Consider the following 17,478-nt stretch of genomic DNA (forward strand, 5'->3'; position numbering starts at 1 on the left):
TCACCGGTGCGTCAGGCAATGAGATCACTGGAAACGAATGACGTTCTCAGGGTTCAACTGACTGAACCGATCGTCCCTGGCATTCATGCCGGCACAGCTACTGCCACAAAGCTTCTCAAAGTCTCGTTCGGACTTTCCAAAACCTGAGCAAGCGCGGGGCGTCCGCTTTTGATCCTTGGCCGGACGCTCTGACCAAGTTTCATTCAGGACAGCATTGGGCCGGACGCTGGCGACGCGGAAGTCTGAGGACAGCACGTACCCGGTCGGCGAAATCGGCGTTCGTATACAAAAGCGGTTATCCGTCGAACCCAGCCGTGCCCAGCGTCGGCGATGTTGTTTAGGTCGGTGTCGGGCGACGAGCGGTCCGGCTCATTGCGCCGCAGCGGCATCTCACCATCGGCTGCACATCCACCAACAAACAATGGCGCGTCGCATGGCCCGTCAAAGCCTGCCTCTTTCCTCCTCGTTGAGGGGCTGTTTTTCCTCGTCGCTCAAGTCGCCGTGCCCTAGTATTTGAACCGCTCCGTCCGGATTGTAGCTGCGCTGGTCTTTGCTCTTGCGCCGCTCCTCCTCCTTATGTTCCGGTGTCCTCACATCCCCATCCCCGCCCCCGTAGCCGATGACCTCGACGATGATGATCGACGGCTGCTCGTTTGGAGCGACATGCGTCGCCTCTTCCGCAGCAGCGGCGGCGCCCTCATTCTTCGCCTCGACCGTCAGCGTGGCTGCAGACTGCGTGGGCTCCGGTAGGCCCTTGATCTCGCCGCCGGCCGAGATGTTCTCAGTCCCGAGAATCTGAAGCGCCCCTAGATAAACGTTGCCGCTCACCCTGATGCCCGCGTCGCCGGCGTTGATGGTGCCGCTCGGCGCATAGAGATCCACATCCGACTCCGCGGCGTCGACAGCGCCCTTCTGAGTCGAGATGCCGCTGCCCGTGAAGCTCGGATTAATTTCGTAGACGATGTCGCCGTCGGCGGAGAGCTTGTAGGTGCGCGGCGGGTTCGTCAGGGACGATTTGCGGCCCTTGCCGGCGTCGATATCGCCGAAAGTCGCCCAGATGGTGATGTCGCCACCCCGCGCGGTCAGCACCCGCGATGTATTGATGATGGTGCCCAAACCGGTGGTGATGCGGATCTCGCCGCCGTTGATGGTGAGCACGCCATTCTTGTCGCCGGTCGCCCGCGAGGAAAGCGCGCTGACCTGTAGCTTGCCGCCCGGCACGACGATGTCGAGGTCGCCACCGAGGTAGCTGCGGATCATCGACACGTCCATGATGATGTCGCCTTGCCAGCCGGTATTGCCCTGCTGGTCGGCACCCGGGAACAGCTTTGCTAGTGCGGCGTAGCCGCGCTCATAGCCGAGCCCTTTCTCACCCAAGCCCTCCAGCTGGCCGCGGCCCGCGGCGCGCAGCTCGCGTGACAAGATGCGGTCGATCAGTATCTTGCGGTAGTCGCTGTATCTCGGATCCCGGAATGCCGCGAAGGCTGCGGTCGCGGACAGGGTGGCGTCCCCGGTGACCTGTCGCATGAATGCGGTGAGCTCGTCGCCGTAGATCGGCGCGTCGCTTGCAACAAGGTGGCCCGGCATGGCGGCGATGTTGGCGGGGTCCAGATAGGCGGCGATGAAGTCATTGTAACGCGGCCCGTCGGCAGTGCCGCTCATAACGACGAGATCGGCGCCTTTCCTGGGCAAGTAGGGGTTGCGGTATGTCGGCGCACCTCCAGAAAGCTGCGGCGACTCACCATTGCCCCTCGTCTGGATACCGAGGCCCTTGCCCAGATAGATATCGCGGCCGGCCTCGACCAGCGCAAAACCAGGCCCATCGATCGAGATGCTGCCGAGCGCCAGGTTGATGTCGCGGCCCGCCTGGAACAGCGTCAGGTCGGAAGCATGGTTGTTCTGGACGGCCAACCTGATGTTGTTAATGTCGCGGCCGGCGCGGAACCAAGTCTGCTCGGCAAAATACTGGTAAAATGACCCCCCGGTCCCGGCATTGATATCGCCGTTGGCATAGATGCGGCTCGGCTCATAGTCGTTGGCATGCAGTAGACCGCCGTCCCGGAAGTTGCTCGCAGCAAATGAGCCGTCTAAGCCCACGACATCCAGGGATGTACCTCCCGAGAACAGAGAGGCGAGCGGTTTCAGCGGCGTCCCAAGGCGCTCGGGATTTGCCGGCGACATCACAAGGGTTCTGTACAGGATGCCTTCCAGAGGTATGCCGGGTCTCGATTGCGCGAGGAGAGTGACATTCTCCTGCGCCCACAAATCGACGTTGCCGATGGCGGATGGCCAGATCGCCATGCCGCCGCGGATCGTCACGTCGCCTGCGGCTGCGATCAGCTTGATGCTACCTGGATAGAAAACCGTGGCGTCGCCCGACAAGCCGTTCTGCAGTCTTTCCTTGTAGCTGGCCCACGCCGGCGCGCCGGAGGAGAGGTAGCCCGCCTGGTTCCATAGAGAGACGTCGCCGCCCACCGATAGCAGCTCGAGGTCGGTTCTCTCTCCGTAGGTAGAGAAGGTGCTCTTCTGGGGATTGTTGGGATTCCAGGCGAATTGATAGTCCGCCTGGTCCCACATTGTGGGATTGCTGGCGGATCCAAGATCGATCGTGCCGCCGGCCGTGACCTTGAGCGCCGCGTCGCCAAGACCGAGCATGGTGCGAATAGGGACGTTGCGAGCCACTTGCGTACCGGAACCGTCCGGATCGAAGCTGACAATGCGGTTCGAGGTGATGGCGCCGCCTGCCGAGATGCTACCCGTGCCCTTGTCGACGTAGTAGACGCCACCGACGATGTCGCGAGCGGCTCCGACCGAGAGATCGCCTCCGCCGGTGATGGCAAGCGTTTTGGCCTCGGTGAAGGTCCGGCCGCCTCCTACGCGCCCTTGCGTCGGCGTGAATGCCGAGACATTGACGATGTCGCGCCCCGCTGCGACGGAGACGCTGCCGCCGCCCAGAGCGGCGACGCCCTGCTCGAAACGTGAGAAGTTTATCCACCAGGCCGTCTGCCGGTTGGCCGGGAACGACCCGTCCGAGTTGGTTGCACCGTCGCGCCACAGCCAGTCGACGATCATCTGATCGCTCGCGACCAGCGACTTGACGTCGTTCTGCGCGGTGACGGTGACGTCACCGCCCCCTTCGGTGAACACCGGCATGGTGACGGGGGGAACAGTGTTGGAGATGTTGGGTGTTGGATTCGTAGCACTGTAGTCCAAGCTGCCCGTGTAGGTGCCACCGAGCGTCGGATCGGCAACGCGCGCGCCGGCGGTGTAGATGACCGCCTTCTGGTCGGCGAGCACGACGTCGTGGGCCGCCGCGACCGTGATCGAGCCGGTGCCGGTGCGGACGATGGTGGACGGTGTCACCGTCTTGATGGTCGGCGCGGGGATCGGCGGAGCCGGAGGCGAAAAGAGACCTTCGATAGTCCGCAGATTGGGCAGGAGCTTCGCGTTGTAGAATGAGGCGAACGTCGCCGCCGCCATGACGATATTGGTGCCGCTGCTGTTGATGATGCGATAGCCGACCGCAGGGTCGGAGCTGTTCTGCACCAAGCCATTTTCTGCGGCGAACGCGTTCCACAGGCCCTGGACATAGCTCTGGGCCGGATTGCCGCCGCCGGGACCCAAAGCGAGGACGGCCGTTGAGTCGTCGCTCACGCCGCTGAATTCTTGAATGTAGCTGATCCAATCCGCCGCGCTGATCGTCGATCCGGACGTCGGAGGGGAAGTCACACCGAAGTTGGAATTGGTGTCGACAGAGAGGGCACCGACGCGGTTGACAACGAACGAGACGTTCGTTCGGTCCGTATAGCTGAAGCTTGGACGTGCCTCGAGAATGACGCTGCCTGAGCCAGCGGCTCCGAGCTGCAACGGATCGGGGCTCTGGCCTGCGGGCGCGGCTCCCGCCACGAGCGCCAGATCCCAGGACGGCGGCGCCAGCGTCCCGCCATCCGCTTTCGTCACCCTCGGGAAGACATCGGCATATTTGAGCGCATCACCCGTATTGTTCGGCAGCGACCCCAGTGCCGCGGGCGAGTTGGCGGCCGCGCTGTAGGGCCTGTTCATCGGAGTCGAGGTGGGAATAAAGGCGGCGCCGGTGCCTGCCAGAGACAGTCCCATGTAAACGGAGGGAAGCTGGGTCGTGCTCGTGTAGCTCGCCCACGAGGTCAGGAAGGTGGCGCCACCGCCGTTGTTGAAGCCGCCGTTGAGCAGCAGTGCGTAGTTGACGGTCGATGACCCGAGCTTCGCGAGATAGTCGGGGTCGAACGAGTCTCCAAACTGGAAGAAGCCGTCAGTGATGCTGCCCTTGAGCACGAGGTCGCCTTGGGCACGCAGGGTCAGCACACCGGCCTCACCGAAGATGCTGCCGCCCGTGCGGTAGATCATCTTTGTGTGGTTGGCGAGCAACTCGCCCTCTTTGCCAGCGACCACGTAGGCCTTGTTGAGGAACGGCTCGATACCCATCACGCCGGCGTTGAGGGCGGCAGTCTGGTCGACAATGCCGGCGCCCAGGTTCCAGTTGGACTTCAACACGATGTCGCCGGTGTGATCGAGCTGCATGCCAGGACGGGCGTGGAAGTTCGCCTGGCCGGCAAGACCACCTAAGTTGCCGTAGGCAGCGGAGACGTCGAAGTCCTGCACGTACTCGACTAGCGTGCCGGCGCCGTAGTCGGCGAGCACGTTCGTCTTGCCGGCCGCGGTCGCCGTCAGATCGAGTTCCGCCTGGCCGCCGCCGTTGATCGTCACGCCGACGAAGTTCGGATTGGCAGCAAGATCGGCGAGATTGTAGCGCTTGTAGGCCTCCAGCACGATTTCGCTGGCACCGTCGGCTATCGTGCCGGCGAAGGTAACGTTCACCGTGTCGGCACCGGCCTGCTCGATGACCGGTGCGCGCAGCCTCACCTTACCGCCCTCGCCTCCCGCGACATCGATCCGTGCGCCGCTTTGCACGTCGATCCGGCCGCCCGAGATCCCAAGTGTCACTCGTCCGGAACCTTTTGTGGCGTGGGTCGCGCCGGCAAGCAGCCGGGCAGTGCCGCCAAGGGTCAGCCCGGTGCTGCCGTAGATCTCGATCGACCCGCCGTCAGTAGTTCGCGCATCGATCATGCCCGCAATCGTCACGGCGCCCTGATCCGCCACGAGCTTGAATTCTCTGGCCTTGGTGACCCCATCGAGGATGACGTCACCCGAACGCAGGCGGAAGTGCAGGGCGTCATCAAACCCGCTCTGAGCAAGCTTCGCGCTCAGCGTTCCAAACGCGCTGACGGTGGCGGCGTCGAGACTGAAGCTTCCAAGGCGGCCGGCCCGTAAGTCGCCGTCGAGCAGCGCAGCGTGCATTGGCGTCGAGATCGAAATCGTGCCGCCCTCCCCACTGCCGGTTGCGGACACGTCGATGAGCGAGCCTGCCTGGGCCCGCACCGCGCCCTGGTCGGCGAGAAGAGCAACGGTGCCGCCGGCGATGTGAGCTTCCTGGTCGTAGAACGTCCGCGAGAAGCCGCGTGCGCGTGTCGTCGAGCCCGCTGCGAGCGTTACATCGCCGCTCGTTGCCCGCAGGGTCAACACGCCCGCGGTGAGATCGATCAGTCCCGCCTGAGTAATCGCGGCAGCCGTAATTGCAAGCTGTGCGCCGAGCGTCTCGTGGCTTGCCGAGCCGCTCGCAGCGTTCACGCTGAAAACCCCTGTCGTCGTCCAGTTCTGGGACGCCCCGCTCTCAGCGGTCAGCAGAGGAGCGCTAACGCTGACATTTGCGCCTCGAAAATCTGTCGTGCCGGCGCCGCGTCCCACCACGGCCGCTCTTGCCGAAAGCTGAACGCTGGCAAACCCATTGATCTCCTTCGACCCGCCTCCAAGCGAGATATTGTTCGCTTCGATCGTGAGGTTTCCGCCGGCCCCGCCGAGGCCAATATTGATACCTCCGCGAGTGTTGGAAAGAGTTACCTCCCCCGCCGTCAGAGAAACGGTGGCGGCGCCACTGCCATTGAGGCCGGCGGCATCGAGCAGCAAGGAGCCGAGCTTGAAGCTGCCGTCGGCGTTGAGGGCGCCGAGCCTGGCATCGCCATAGAAATCGATCGAGCTATAGCTGCGCAGGCGCAGATCTGCCGCGCCTAAGAGCGCATCGAGGCTGCCGCCGGCGAGAACGAGGCCCTGGGGCGTGCCGGTCGGGGTGCCGATGCTGACGCGTGAGCTCGTTACATCGAGCACCCGGCCCAGGAGAGAGGCGCCCCCCGAGACGGTCGTCGACTTCGTGGCATCGAGGATGATCGCGTTTCCGCTCAGCGTGGCAGCTCCCAGCGTGAGCGTCCCCTGCGTCGCCTCCGCGCCGTCACGGATGACGCGTACAGCCGCCCCGTTCGAAACGCGCACAAAGGCCCCGTAGTCACGTGCGGGTGAAGTCACGTTTCCACTGGTGTCGGTCCCAGCCGCAATTACCGGTCTGATCAGGATATTGCCCGATCCGGTTCCGGCAGTGCCACGGGCCTCAATCAGGCTGCCGTCGGCAATCTGGATGGCGTCCTCGGAGGCGAGGAGGATTTCGGGCGCGACAAGCGCGTTCGCGGCGGTGCCATCGGTTGCGACGACGACGCTCGATGCAGTCGCGTCGACTTCAAGGCCGCTCACGGTCTGCTGCCGCGTGCCGCCGAGGAGCAGGCTTTCGGCGCCGAAGGCCGACAATTGCGCGGCATCGAGAACGAGGTATCCGTTTGCCCGATAGCTTGTGCCATCGACGCCGCCGGTAACGGCGATCTTGCCCGCGGCGACGTCGACCGCGGCGCCCCGTCCGCCCAAGGCGGCCGATCCATTCAGGGTCGCGGCCAAGTTGGCCGCAAGAGACGCCTGAATTTGCAGGGCGCCCGCATCCATCGGCAGGCGCGGAATGGCCGTGACCTCGACACTCAACTGGCGGCGGACGGCCGCGACGAAGTCATTCGATCTGAAATAGTCGTTCGCTGTCCAAATCTTGTATTCCGAGTGCCGCTTGATCGTGTCGAGCGAGGCAATCCTGAAGGCTTGCGTGCGCTGATCGCGGATGTCGGTGCCGCCGGTATAGCCCCAGCCCGCAACCACGACCGAGCCATCCGGAAGGGCCGTCGATCGGGTGACCTCGTAGAGCGGCTGACCATTGCTCGCGGTCTGCGGCACGAGCCGATAGGCGCCCGGCAGCAGCGCGTAGCTGGCCGGCAGCACGACGTAGTCGCCGGCCGGGATGCCGTTGCCGCCATCGAGATGGATGATGCGCTTGCCGACATGGTTCGAGACCATGCTGACCGGCATGATGGCCGTGGCGCCGCCGTAGGTCAGGTAGTCGGACGAGCCTCCCGATCCGGGAATGAACTCATACGCCATAAGATCGCCGCCGCCGGAAAGATCGATGACCGCGCCCGCCTGCGTGTCGACGGTAGGTGCCTTGAGCGTGATGCGCTTTTCCGGAGGGGTTAGATTTGGCGTGTTGGGGTTGTCCGCATACCAGAACACCTCGTCGACGATCCGGCCGTAGGGCACGATCAAGCCAGCACCTGACACGGACGTGAGGCTGCCGGGGCCGAGCGTCAAACTCGATGTCGCGTCAAGCGTGATCTGCCCAAAGGGGGCCAGCAGAGTTCCGTTCTGGACGATCGTCGGCGCCGCCAGAGTGAGCTTGCCGCCAGCCGAAAGCGGCGCAACGGGATGCGTGCCATTTTGATCGACAGTGATCGCGTGGGTAGCCGTTATCGTCGCAGGCGTCTGAGTGGTTGGGTAGATCTGTCCGGCACTGAGATTGAGGGCGCCGTCGGCGTAAAGACTAGCTGGGGCGCCCGCGCTTCCCGACATGATGAGGTCGCCCGCACTGTCGAGTGAGATATCGGCGAAGCCTTTGAACGCCGCCCTCGACACGTCTATCTGCTGAGCGTGAACCGAGAACGCGCCGGCGCGGTTCGTTGCCGTGGCCGCCGCCCTACCTGCATCGAATGTCACAAGCGGCGCGGTGAGTCGCGCGCTGGCGCCGCTGAAATTGGTCACCAACGAAGCCGTGACGGAAATCCGCCGGCTAGCGGCGATATCGACGCCGTCGCCAAAGCGGACACCGATCTTCGAGGCCTGCAAAGCGACGTCGGCAAAGCCGCCGTGTTGGAACGCGGACTGTCGAACCGCAAGTTCCGTGATGACGGGCGAGTAGTTCAGCTTCGTGTAGACGAAGGGGCTAACGGCTGTGCCACTACCGCTGCGGCTGTAGTAGATGGAATTGTAAAGACTGACCGCATTGAGAGTGTTTTGGAGGAGTGTCGGATCGATCTCCTGGAGCGTGACACCGTAGGTCTCCCAGCCCGCACCACCTGGTACTAAAGTGTCGTCATTGATGATTGTCAGGAGGCCGCCGCTGCCGTTCCTCGTCGCGTTGACGACCTTGGTCCTTTCAGCGGCAACTACCGAGTTCGACGTGATCGCTGCACCAGGAAACTGGTTGAGAATATCGAGGTCCTGAGTATTGGTGCGTGCCTGCCAGGCCCCATTTGCATCCTGATAGTAGACGGTCGTTGGTATGGCACTCACTGATACTGCGGGAGACTCAGCGATCAGTCGAAGGGTACCGCCCGCGGCACCAGTGCCACCGGCGTTCGCAACCAGCGTGCTGGCAATAAGGCCGCTACGGCCTTGGACGGAGATTGATCCGCCTGCGCTCGCGAGCGAAAGCGGCTTATAGCTTTGGTCGATCCCGACCACGCCGTTGACGACGTCGATCTCGCCAGTGGTTCCCGATACGTCGATGAGCGCGCCAGCGGCCCAGTTGCCGGCAGCGACGGAAACGCTGCCGCCGTCGAGAACCTGGCCGTTGCGCAGGCCGCTCGGGTCAACAACGATGCGCGTTGCGCCGCGTGCGAGAAGTTGCGCTGTCGAAGCCAGCGTGACGTTGCCGGCATTGATGCTGATCGAGCCGGCCGGCGCATCGATCTTGCCGGCAATCGTGATGTTGCCGGCCGCGCCTGCGATGCTGACGCTGCCGCCGATGCCGGGAGCGATGACAGTGTCGGCTCCCAGCACAAAGCCGTTCGCGACTGTCATAGCCAGCCTGGCGCCAGGACGCTGGCCTGGCGCAAGCGTCGTCGCCGCTGCCACCGCTTCCATGGTGCCGGCCGACGCCTGCGTTGCGTAGTCGCGCGTCAGGATCCTGGTCTGAACCTCAGGCGAAAAGACGATCCCGTCTTCCAGGCTCGAGAGATTGAAGGTGAAATCGCCGAACCCGCCGCGATCGAAGAAATCTGCGCGGAGTGAACTGCCGGTCGGCGTTGCGTCGTTCGAGACAACCGAGAATGCCGGCAGATTGAGCGTGAGCTTACCTCCCATGCTCGCCACACTGATCTTGTCCGAGACCGCTATGCCGTAGGCACTCATCGTCACGCCGGAAAGATTGGCGGCCGTTGTGCCCGTGAGCTGAATCGAACCAGCCGTGCCTGTCTTGATCTTGCCATTGGCATCCAGCGTGGCGCCGGCGTCGGCCGCGAGCACCGCGCCGTTCTCGAAGACCAGTTGGTTGACGACTTCGGCAGCAAGCGTAATCGATCCGCCATTGCGCGCTTCCGTAGCCGTCGGCGACGCGATGAGCCGGTTGGTCCATTGGCCGCTCACGTCGATCCTTGCGTCTGCCTTGACCGTGAGCGATCCCCGGGAGCCGAGACTAACGGTGCCGCCGGCGATCTGGATCGAGCCATCAACGGTGATCGAATCGCCAACTCCGTTGGAGACGCTGAGGCTGGCCCCGGGCAGCAAGCGGATATCGGAGTCTGCTGCGAAAGTGACGTTGCCGTTGACGATCAGATTGACCGCCGACAACCCACTGTCGCTGAGCATCGCCGTTGATAGGGTCACGGTCGAGCTCCTATCCGTCGGCAGCACGCTGCTCATCGTGAAGTTGCTGGCCAATGCGCCTGCGGCTGCCTGGAGCAGGACGTTGTTGGCATTGAAACTCGTATCGGGCGGGGAGACCGAGCCGATGGTGAAGGATCCGCCTTTAGGCCGCGCATCAAACTGGCGCCCGCCCGTGATCGCATGCGCGAGTACGCGACCATCCAGCACCTGCACCGGCGCGTGAATCTGGAGCGTTCCGGCCTCGGCGCCTTCGACATAGCCCTTTTCGAAGCGTGTCCCGGACCACAGCGGGTTGCCCCAGGTCTGGGTGACGCCCCAACGCGCGTGATTGCGCGTGAACCCGCCACCGAGCGCCACATAAGTCATGTCGGCGGGTGCGCTGCCGATGTCGTAAAGCCGGCCATCAGCCCCGAGCAGCGTGGTCGTACGGACGACACCGTCGAGATAGCGCAACGAGCCGCCGGCGATGCTTATTTCCGCATCGGGCATCATGACCACCTCGCCGGCGTGGATTGTCACCGTTCCACCCTTGACCGAGCGTTCAGCCATCGAGGTGGGCACATTGGCAATGTACGCGTTGGCGTCCACCACCTCCGTGCCGTACCAGGTGGTGCCGTCCTCGCGGGTCCCGCTGACGCGCCGGTCGACCCAGATCTTCTTCCCCTTGAGAATTCCGTCGCGCTGTAATGGGGAATCGCGCAGCTCGTTGGCGCGGACCTCGACCTCGACGAAATTTCGCGCCACAGGAACGGCAGCGTCGAGAACACCCGACACGTCGATCAGCGCGCCGGCCGCCATCATGAAGCGTGCGCCGGCACTGGGCGCCGTCGGCAGCTCGAGAAAAGGCGAGCCGGATTCAAGAGTGTCGAACGCCCCGATGTCGATCTGGCCGCCTTCCGATTTGACGAGCGCATTCTTCGCGAGGAGGATCGACTGACCCCACAGCCTGACCAGCGATGCATTACCCGCCGTGCCACCCGTTCCCGTCTGCTCATTGCGATCAATCAGCACCGACGTAACGCTGTTCTCGCCGAGAATAAGCTCGCCGGCGCGAGCCGCAGAATTGCCGCCGAACGGGCTGAAGCGATACGTATCGTGGGCCATCAGCGAAATGCCGCCGGCAGCATTCAAAGTCGTCAGAGCTTGCAGCGCGCCGTTCTGAACGACCTTGTGCCCGACCATCCTGATGCTGCCTTCGTCGGCGATGATCAGGCCGTCATTGACGGCATTCATCCCCAGCAGAGCGGTGCGGGCGTATTGCGCGGGAAGACCGCCGAGTACTCCCTGTATGCTTTCTGGCCGTGCGCTGACATAGGCCTCCAGCCCGATCAACGCGCCGATGCCGCTCGTTTGGCTGTTGGCCAGATAGACGTTCTCGCCGGCAGCCAGGAGCACTTGGCCGCTGGGTGTCTCGATGGAGCCGCGATTGGTGACATTCGATCCGAAGAGCGCGACGAGACCCTGCTTTCCGCTCTTCAGCTGCGCACCGGCCTCGACGGTGACGTCGCCGGGTAGGTAGGGGGCCGGAGAGCTCTCCGAGTCGTTGGTCGGAAAATCCCCGAACTGCGGAATGATGTAACCAGAGCCGGGGGTCGTGCGCTGAACGCCGATGCCGGCCATGAACTGGGCATCGGACAGGGCGAGGGAGGAGGCGACCAGCGAGTGCGTGTTGATCTGGCTGGCGCCGCCGAACAGGATGCCGTTCTTGTTGATGACGTAGACTTGGCCCTCTGCCTTGATGGAACCCAGGATCTGGCTGGGGGCCGTCCCGGGATCGAGCACGCGGTTGAGGGCTATCCAGCTGCTGGCATTGGCGCCGCCCGCCGTCTGGTCGAAATAGAGCTCGGTCTCGCGCCCGACGTTGAACTTCTCCCAGGTAAGGATGGCCTTCTGCTGGTTCTGCTTGATGGTGACCTGTGACCCGTCCGGGCGTGTCGTCTGCGACAGTCCAGGATGCTCCCCCTCGGGGCCCCGCAGCTCGATGCCGGTCCAGCTCGTCGGCGTATCGAAGGTAATGGTCGCCGGGTCGCCTTCCTTGACTTGGGCGCCGCTCAGTCCGCCCTGGGGCAGCAATCCGCCTGGGCCGAGCCCGTTTGGCACCGGGCTAGCGCCCTGCTTCGCCAAGGCACGTGCCGCGTCTTGACCTCGGCGCATGTTCTGGATGGCCTGCGAGGCACGGCCCAGTGCATCGATCGAGCTCTTCGAAGCGGCCGCCGCCTGTGCCGCCGCTTCGCTTGCCGCCGCATTTGCGGGTGGCCGCGCTCCGCTTCCTCCCAACAGATCTACCGCCCATGCCGATGGGCCTGCTGCGGCACAAATCCCGGCCAGGAAGACACTTGCCAACATCTTCGTGCACAGCGGGCCGGCAGGGAACGAGCCGGACTTCAATGGAAAAGCAGACATCAATCCCCCTCAGGCATCGACGGACGCGTCGACCGGCACCGGCAGACCGATGTCGCGCCTCGCAACCACTCGAAAGGTTGACCGATGCCGAGGAGCCGATCCGACATGGCACTTGGATTTTTCCGTCGTTGCTGGGCTTTCAGATCACGACGACGATGCCGCCGGGGAACGTCTGGATCTTCACCCCGAAGACCGCCTGCAACCTGGGAACAACCTCGTCCATGCGATCAATCCGAAACGTAGCGAGCACCGGCCGGCGCCCGAGAGCCTCGTTCATCAGGACGATTTTGCCGGATCGGTAGCGGTTGACTTCTTCAATTACGCGAGCGAGCGGGTCGTTGCGGAAGACCAATAGGCCCCGTTCCCAGGCGGATACTGCGTCCGTGTCGACGTTGACGGCGTCACCCATGCTCTGTGTGTTGTAGGCGACCTGTTGGCCCGATCGCAGCGCCGAGGAGCGATGTGGGTGCTTGATCTCGAGTTCGCCGTCGAGGCACGTGACGCAAACCGTGCCCCCGTCATGTCGAACATTGAAGCGAGCGTGCGTTGCCGTGGTCTGCCCCTCGCCAGCGACGACAACCAGTGGCTTAGCGCTCAAGTTATTCGTGGCGGCTGCCAACTCGCCCGAGATCAGCTCGATCCGTTCAGCGTCGACCGTTCCGCCGCGCGAGGAGAGCGCAGAGACACTGGTCCGCGTGTTCAATTTCAGCCAAATGTCCCCCGTCAGAGGGATTTGCCGCTGCTGACCGATGCCCGTTCGATAGTCCGCGCTCAACTCCGCCAGGGAGGGCCATAGCTCAAACGGAGGGCGCACGACCGTGTAGGCAGCAGCTGCGGCAATCGCGCCACCAAGGAACGCGCGCCGGCCCAGGTGAGCGGGGTGTCGCCCGCTGTCTTGTGAGGACGATGTCGTCGCTGCGGGCCCGTCCCGCGCTGATATGGCGGTCGCAGGCTGCAACTTGGTCCAGAGCAGATTAGCCTCGGCAAATGCTTGTCGATGCGCAACGCTCGTAAGCCGCCAGCGATTGAGCGCCACTGCGTCCGCCTCCGTCGCCTCGCCTGACGTCAGTCGCAACACCCAACGTTGCGCCTCGTGCTTTAAGGCCTCGATCTCCGCACTCGAGTGATTGGGATCAGTCATCGCTTGCCTTCGGCCGCTTAGTCGGCGCCTGAGAACTCTCTATTGCTTCGACTGTCTTCGCGCCGTTGTGCCGAACGGCGCGCGTATGCCTGCCGAGCCGCTCTGCGCAGTGCTCGAGAGCTCTCTTCAGCTCACGTTCCACCATGCGCGTCGAGATGCCGTGGCGCGCCGCGATCAGCTTGTGGGGCAGCTCATCCAGCCGCGACGCGATGAAGATGGCGCGGCAGCGCGCGGGCAGCTCATCGAGCGCGCGCGACAATTCAGCGATCTCGGCGCGGGATTCGGCTATGCGTGCGGGGTCGATCTGGTCGTCATCGAGATGGCGCAGAGACTCGATTTCTGACAGCGCCAGCCGCCGGCGATCGCCGTCGCGGCGATCCGCCGCCACGTTGAGCGCCACACGAAACAGGTAGGCATCCGGCCGGTCGAGGACGCCAGGATGACCCGGCCGCTCGAGGCGCAACCACGTTTCCTGCAACGCTTCGGCCGCCAGATCCATCGAGCCCAGCCGTCGCGCAAGGCGAAGCTTGAATTCGGTGTATCGCTCGACGAGCATGGCGCGCAGCGTCGCCCACGTTGCTTCCGTCATGGCGGCGGACCGCCTGCGCCGCACCCCGCCGCGTCACTACGATTGGGAAGCACCATCATCGTCGTCGGCTGCGGCATATCGGACGGCGGGGACTCGCCGACGACCACCGTACTGAGCAACCTGACGAGCGCGGCATCGCGTTTGCCATCCGTTGTGCTGCCGAGCAGGCTCACCTGCGTCACCCTTCCCGTTGGGGCAACCCAGAGGCGCGCGGCGATCCGGTAGCGACCGGGGCGCGTTCTCTCCAGCCGGCAGAGCGCTCGCGTCACGGCGGCCTGCAACGCAGCAGAATACTTGGGAAATCGGGGGACGCGCGTAGCGGGCGCCGCAGACGGGGCTACAACGGGGACCAAGGTAAAGGCACGAACGCCGGTATTGCGCGGCGAGAGGCCGGTCCCGGAGAGCAAGACGTGCAGCGCTTCTTCGGCGGGGAGGACGCCGCGCACTGCGCCTGCGCGCCGATGTTCGAGCATGTCGCCCGGAACCAGGATCTCGATGCCGGTTGCGGTGCTATAAGCGTATAGGGCATTGGCGAGTGGCTGACTCGGGATGTCAAAACTGATCGCCGGCGCCGCCGCTGAATCCAAGGATTGTGCGTTTGAAGCGGCAGTGGCCGCTGATGCGGCTAAGACCGCAGCCGCCACATAGCCAAGCTGAAAGCTGAGCACAACTCTCTCAATCCGGTTCGGCTTGGTGTCTTGCGCCGACCACCTGCCGCGCGCACGCACTGCGTGAGCCCGACGTGATCGACCATGACAGGCATCCCCACTGGGGACGCTAGCGGCGACACATTACAGATTGACGACATGTGTTTGGTCCCGACGCTGCTGTTGCGTGACAGCAGCGTATCGAGAACTGCCATCAGCCAATGTCCGACTGTGCCCGCGCTTCAAGGCGGGCTAAGCGGCGGGGTGAACGTTCGCGAGGGGCGGTAGGGCACGGCCGAGTTTCCGAAGTTGGGGCCGTACTGCTGCTTGACGGCCGGCGCGTTGACGATGCCGAGGTGAATATCCTGCGAGGTGGCGTCGACGGGCGGCAGGTTTTTGACCGGCGCGACCTTCTCGGCGTCGCGCTTGAGCTTGCGATTGATGCAGTCGAGGGCCTTGGCGCCGCCGATCTCGACCTCGACGCAGCTCTCGACGTCGTCGGTGTCCGGGGTGCCGGCCGTCAACGCGCCGGGCGCGGGCGGCAGATCGCCAGCCGGAACGTTGGCGGAGGGCGTCTGCTGCGCGAGGAGAACGCCACCCGAGCACGCAATCAGGAGGAAAGTGATCATCAGTCGTCGCATGGACGGTCTCCTTCGGAGAAGGCGCATGAACAAGCGAGTGAGAGACTACTGACGCGGTGTCAGCGACAGCATGAGCCGCACGGGTTGTAGCATGTCGGCAGGGGGCGCACCCGGCGTCGCGCGGCTCAGCAACGTTTTGAGATCTGCGCTCGCCTGCTCGGTCGGCAGCGGCTGGAAGGAAATGCGGTCGACGTCTCCCACGCCGCCAACCCAGACGCTCACCAATACGCGCAGCGGGGCTTGGTCGGGGGAGCTGGCGCGCAGCGTTTCGAGCGTTGCCTGCAGCCGGCGGGCAGTCTCATCGTCCGCTTGTAAGGTCTTCTCGCACTCGGCCTTGAGGCGCGCGGAAAATTCACGCCAGGCCAAGGGCGCTTCGGCGGCGCTTTTTGACGGCTGCTGGGGCATCGCCGGCCCATACCCGGCGGCCAGTATGGCCGACGCCAACGTGTAGGTCACCCACTGCGCGTACGCGCCACCCGATCGGTCACGCCGTTTCATTGTCGTCGGCCTGTGTTTGTTGTGGAAACTAAGAGAGCGGCCGCGCGGGTCAAGCGAGAGTGCTCGGCCCGCGCAGCTGCTCCGTCGTCACTGCGAGGCGGACGGTGCGTTCGCCCCACCTAGCAGCTTGCCGAGCGACAGCTCGTTGATGACAGGAGCGTCCTGCTTCAACAGGCCGGCGACATAGGCGCGGCGGTTGATCACCGCCTGCTCCTCGCGCATGCGCTGCGTAAGAGCCTCGCGCACTTCCGCGAGTTCAAGGGTGCGAGGTTCCTTGACATCCAGCAGCTTGATAATTTGCCAGCCGTCATCGACCTGCACGGGGTCGGTGACGCCACCCTTCGTAAGGCCGAGAACCAGCGGCTTGATCTCGCCACGAAGCTGCGCCTCGCTCACCCAACCGATCTCGCCGCCGTTGCCGGCCGTCTCTTTGGCATCGCTGCCAGTACGTGCGATGGCCGCGAAGTCAGCGCCGGGTGCCTTCGCCTTGGCGGCAATCTCATCGATCTTTTGCTTGGCCTTATCCTTAGCGGCCTTGTCCGCGTCCTTGCCGACGCTGACGTAGATCTGCGCCAGGTTGTACTGCTTTGGCACTTGCAGCGCCGCCTTGTTGGCCTCGTAGGCCTTGAGCACATCGGCCTCGGCGGGGAAGTCCGCGGCCGGCGCGGACACTGCCTGAAGATAGGCTTCGATCAACGCGCTCTCGCGGGCACGCTGCAGGATCGCAGCGTTGGCGGGCTGCTGTTCCCACTGCTTGGCGACCGCCTCCTTCAGCACGAGCTGATTGACGAGCAACACGCGCACGAACTGCGCGAGCGCCGCAGGATCCTGCGCCAGGGCAGCGCGCTCGCGCTGTCCCAACGCGGCGATGTAGTTGCGGATGTCCGAGTCCTTCAGCTCGGTGGTGCCGGCGCGGGCGATGGTCTCGCCGCTTCCGGAAGGCGCGGGCGCCGGCGCCGCCTTCACCGCCGCGGCGGGCGCGGCGGGAGCCTGCGGGGCAGGTTTGGCAGCCGGCGCAACGCCGGCCTTGGGATCAGCCGCAAGGGCAGGCGCACAGAATAGCGTCAGGAGACCTGTGGCCGTGGCGATGCGAGCGACGGTAGCCGTATTTCTCCGGGTGTGTTTCATGGTGTAGCCTTCTGCTCTAGGATTTTGTCCTGATAGTCCTGCAGCGTGTTTTGCACCTCGACGCGCTTGAGCCCAGTTAGTGGCTCTTGCGCTAAGAGGGCGTCGGTGAAATGCACCTTACCTAGCCGGTCCACCAGCTCGCGGCCGATGGCGACCAGCTTGACGTTGCGCGCAGCACAACCCTTGGTGCTGGCCTTGTAGGCGACCGCCTCGGCTTGGAACTTTGCACGCTCGGCATCCTTCGCGCGCGCGACAGTCGCCGCTTCCTCGTAGGCCGCCTTCCACTTCTCGAGTACCTGGTTGCGCTCTTCGAGCCGCTGATTGAACTCAGCGACGGCCTCACGGTGCGCCTTCTGCACCGCCTTGATGCGCGCCTTGGCGGCAACGAGGTCGACCTTAAGCTTATCGCGCTCGCGCACGCCGGCGGCGACCTGGTTTTGCAACGCAAGGCGTTGATCCTCAAGACCGCGTACCTGGCCGGTGATGCTGCGCAGCGCCTCACGCAGCCGCTCCAGCTCCGAGTCGGCGCCCATGGCCGCCGACGCAAGAGCGCCGGCAAGCAACGTGGCGAAAAGGAGTTTGTTGCGCATG

At 64.3% G+C, this 17,478-nt stretch carries 8 protein-coding genes; all 8 read right to left on the reverse strand.

Going from position 1 to position 17,478, the window contains the following annotated elements:
• Window positions 1–441: 441 nt before the first annotated feature.
• Window positions 442–12,243 (reverse strand): filamentous haemagglutinin family protein, encoded by an 11,802-nt coding sequence (locus GIW81_RS00010; protein ID WP_154737313.1) that lies wholly within the window; start codon window positions 12,241–12,243, stop codon window positions 442–444.
• 139 nt (window positions 12,244–12,382) lie between these two features.
• Complete coding sequence (locus tag GIW81_RS00015) at window positions 12,383–13,384, reverse strand: FecR family protein (RefSeq protein WP_154737314.1); 1,002 nt, start codon at window positions 13,382–13,384, stop codon at window positions 12,383–12,385.
• A complete protein-coding gene (locus GIW81_RS00020; RefSeq protein ID WP_154737315.1) occupies window positions 13,377–13,973 on the reverse strand; it encodes an RNA polymerase sigma factor in 597 nt (198 codons plus the stop codon). The genes GIW81_RS00015 and GIW81_RS00020 overlap by 8 nt, the downstream gene beginning before the upstream one ends.
• Window positions 13,970–14,641, reverse strand: coding sequence for an STN domain-containing protein (locus GIW81_RS00025; RefSeq protein WP_154737316.1), 672 nt, complete (start codon window positions 14,639–14,641; stop codon window positions 13,970–13,972). The genes GIW81_RS00020 and GIW81_RS00025 overlap by 4 nt, the downstream gene beginning before the upstream one ends.
• Before the next feature lie 221 nt (window positions 14,642–14,862).
• Window positions 14,863–15,261: a hypothetical protein gene (locus GIW81_RS00030; RefSeq protein WP_229309046.1), complete on the reverse strand. Its 399-nt coding sequence runs from the start codon at window positions 15,259–15,261 to the stop codon at window positions 14,863–14,865.
• Window positions 15,262–15,306: 45 nt separating this feature from the next.
• Entirely contained in the window at window positions 15,307–15,759 is a 453-nt protein-coding gene (locus GIW81_RS00035) for a hypothetical protein (protein ID WP_154737317.1), read from the reverse strand.
• An 87-nt stretch (window positions 15,760–15,846) separates the two neighbouring features.
• On the reverse strand, window positions 15,847–16,887 hold the full coding sequence (locus tag GIW81_RS00040) for a peptidylprolyl isomerase (RefSeq protein WP_154737318.1): 1,041 nt from the start codon (window positions 16,885–16,887) through the stop codon (window positions 15,847–15,849).
• Complete coding sequence (locus tag GIW81_RS00045) at window positions 16,884–17,477, reverse strand: hypothetical protein (RefSeq protein ID WP_154737319.1); 594 nt, start codon at window positions 17,475–17,477, stop codon at window positions 16,884–16,886. Before GIW81_RS00045 ends, GIW81_RS00040 begins: the two co-directional genes overlap by 4 nt.
• Window position 17,478 lies beyond the last annotated feature (1 nt).

This window comes from Hyphomicrobium album (genome assembly GCF_009708035.1).
Taxonomy (GTDB): domain Bacteria; phylum Pseudomonadota; class Alphaproteobacteria; order Rhizobiales; family Hyphomicrobiaceae; genus Hyphomicrobium_A; species Hyphomicrobium_A album.

Excerpts from the sequence above, each read along its gene's own strand:
- GIW81_RS00010 (WP_154737313.1), bottom strand. The coding sequence starts at position 12,243 with ATGTCTGCTTTTCCATTGAAGTCCGGCTCGTTCCCTGCCGGCCCGCTG.
- GIW81_RS00045 (WP_154737319.1), bottom strand. The coding sequence starts at position 17,477 with ATGCGCAACAAACTCCTTTTCGCCACGTTGCTTGCCGGCGCTCTTGCG.
- GIW81_RS00020 (WP_154737315.1), bottom strand. The coding sequence starts at position 13,973 with ATGACGGAAGCAACGTGGGCGACGCTGCGCGCCATGCTCGTCGAGCGA.
- GIW81_RS00030 (WP_229309046.1), bottom strand. The coding sequence starts at position 15,261 with ATGCGACGACTGATGATCACTTTCCTCCTGATTGCGTGCTCGGGTGGC.
- GIW81_RS00040 (WP_154737318.1), bottom strand. The coding sequence starts at position 16,887 with ATGAAACACACCCGGAGAAATACGGCTACCGTCGCTCGCATCGCCACG.
- GIW81_RS00035 (WP_154737317.1), bottom strand. The coding sequence starts at position 15,759 with ATGAAACGGCGTGACCGATCGGGTGGCGCGTACGCGCAGTGGGTGACC.
- GIW81_RS00015 (WP_154737314.1), bottom strand. The coding sequence starts at position 13,384 with ATGACTGATCCCAATCACTCGAGTGCGGAGATCGAGGCCTTAAAGCAC.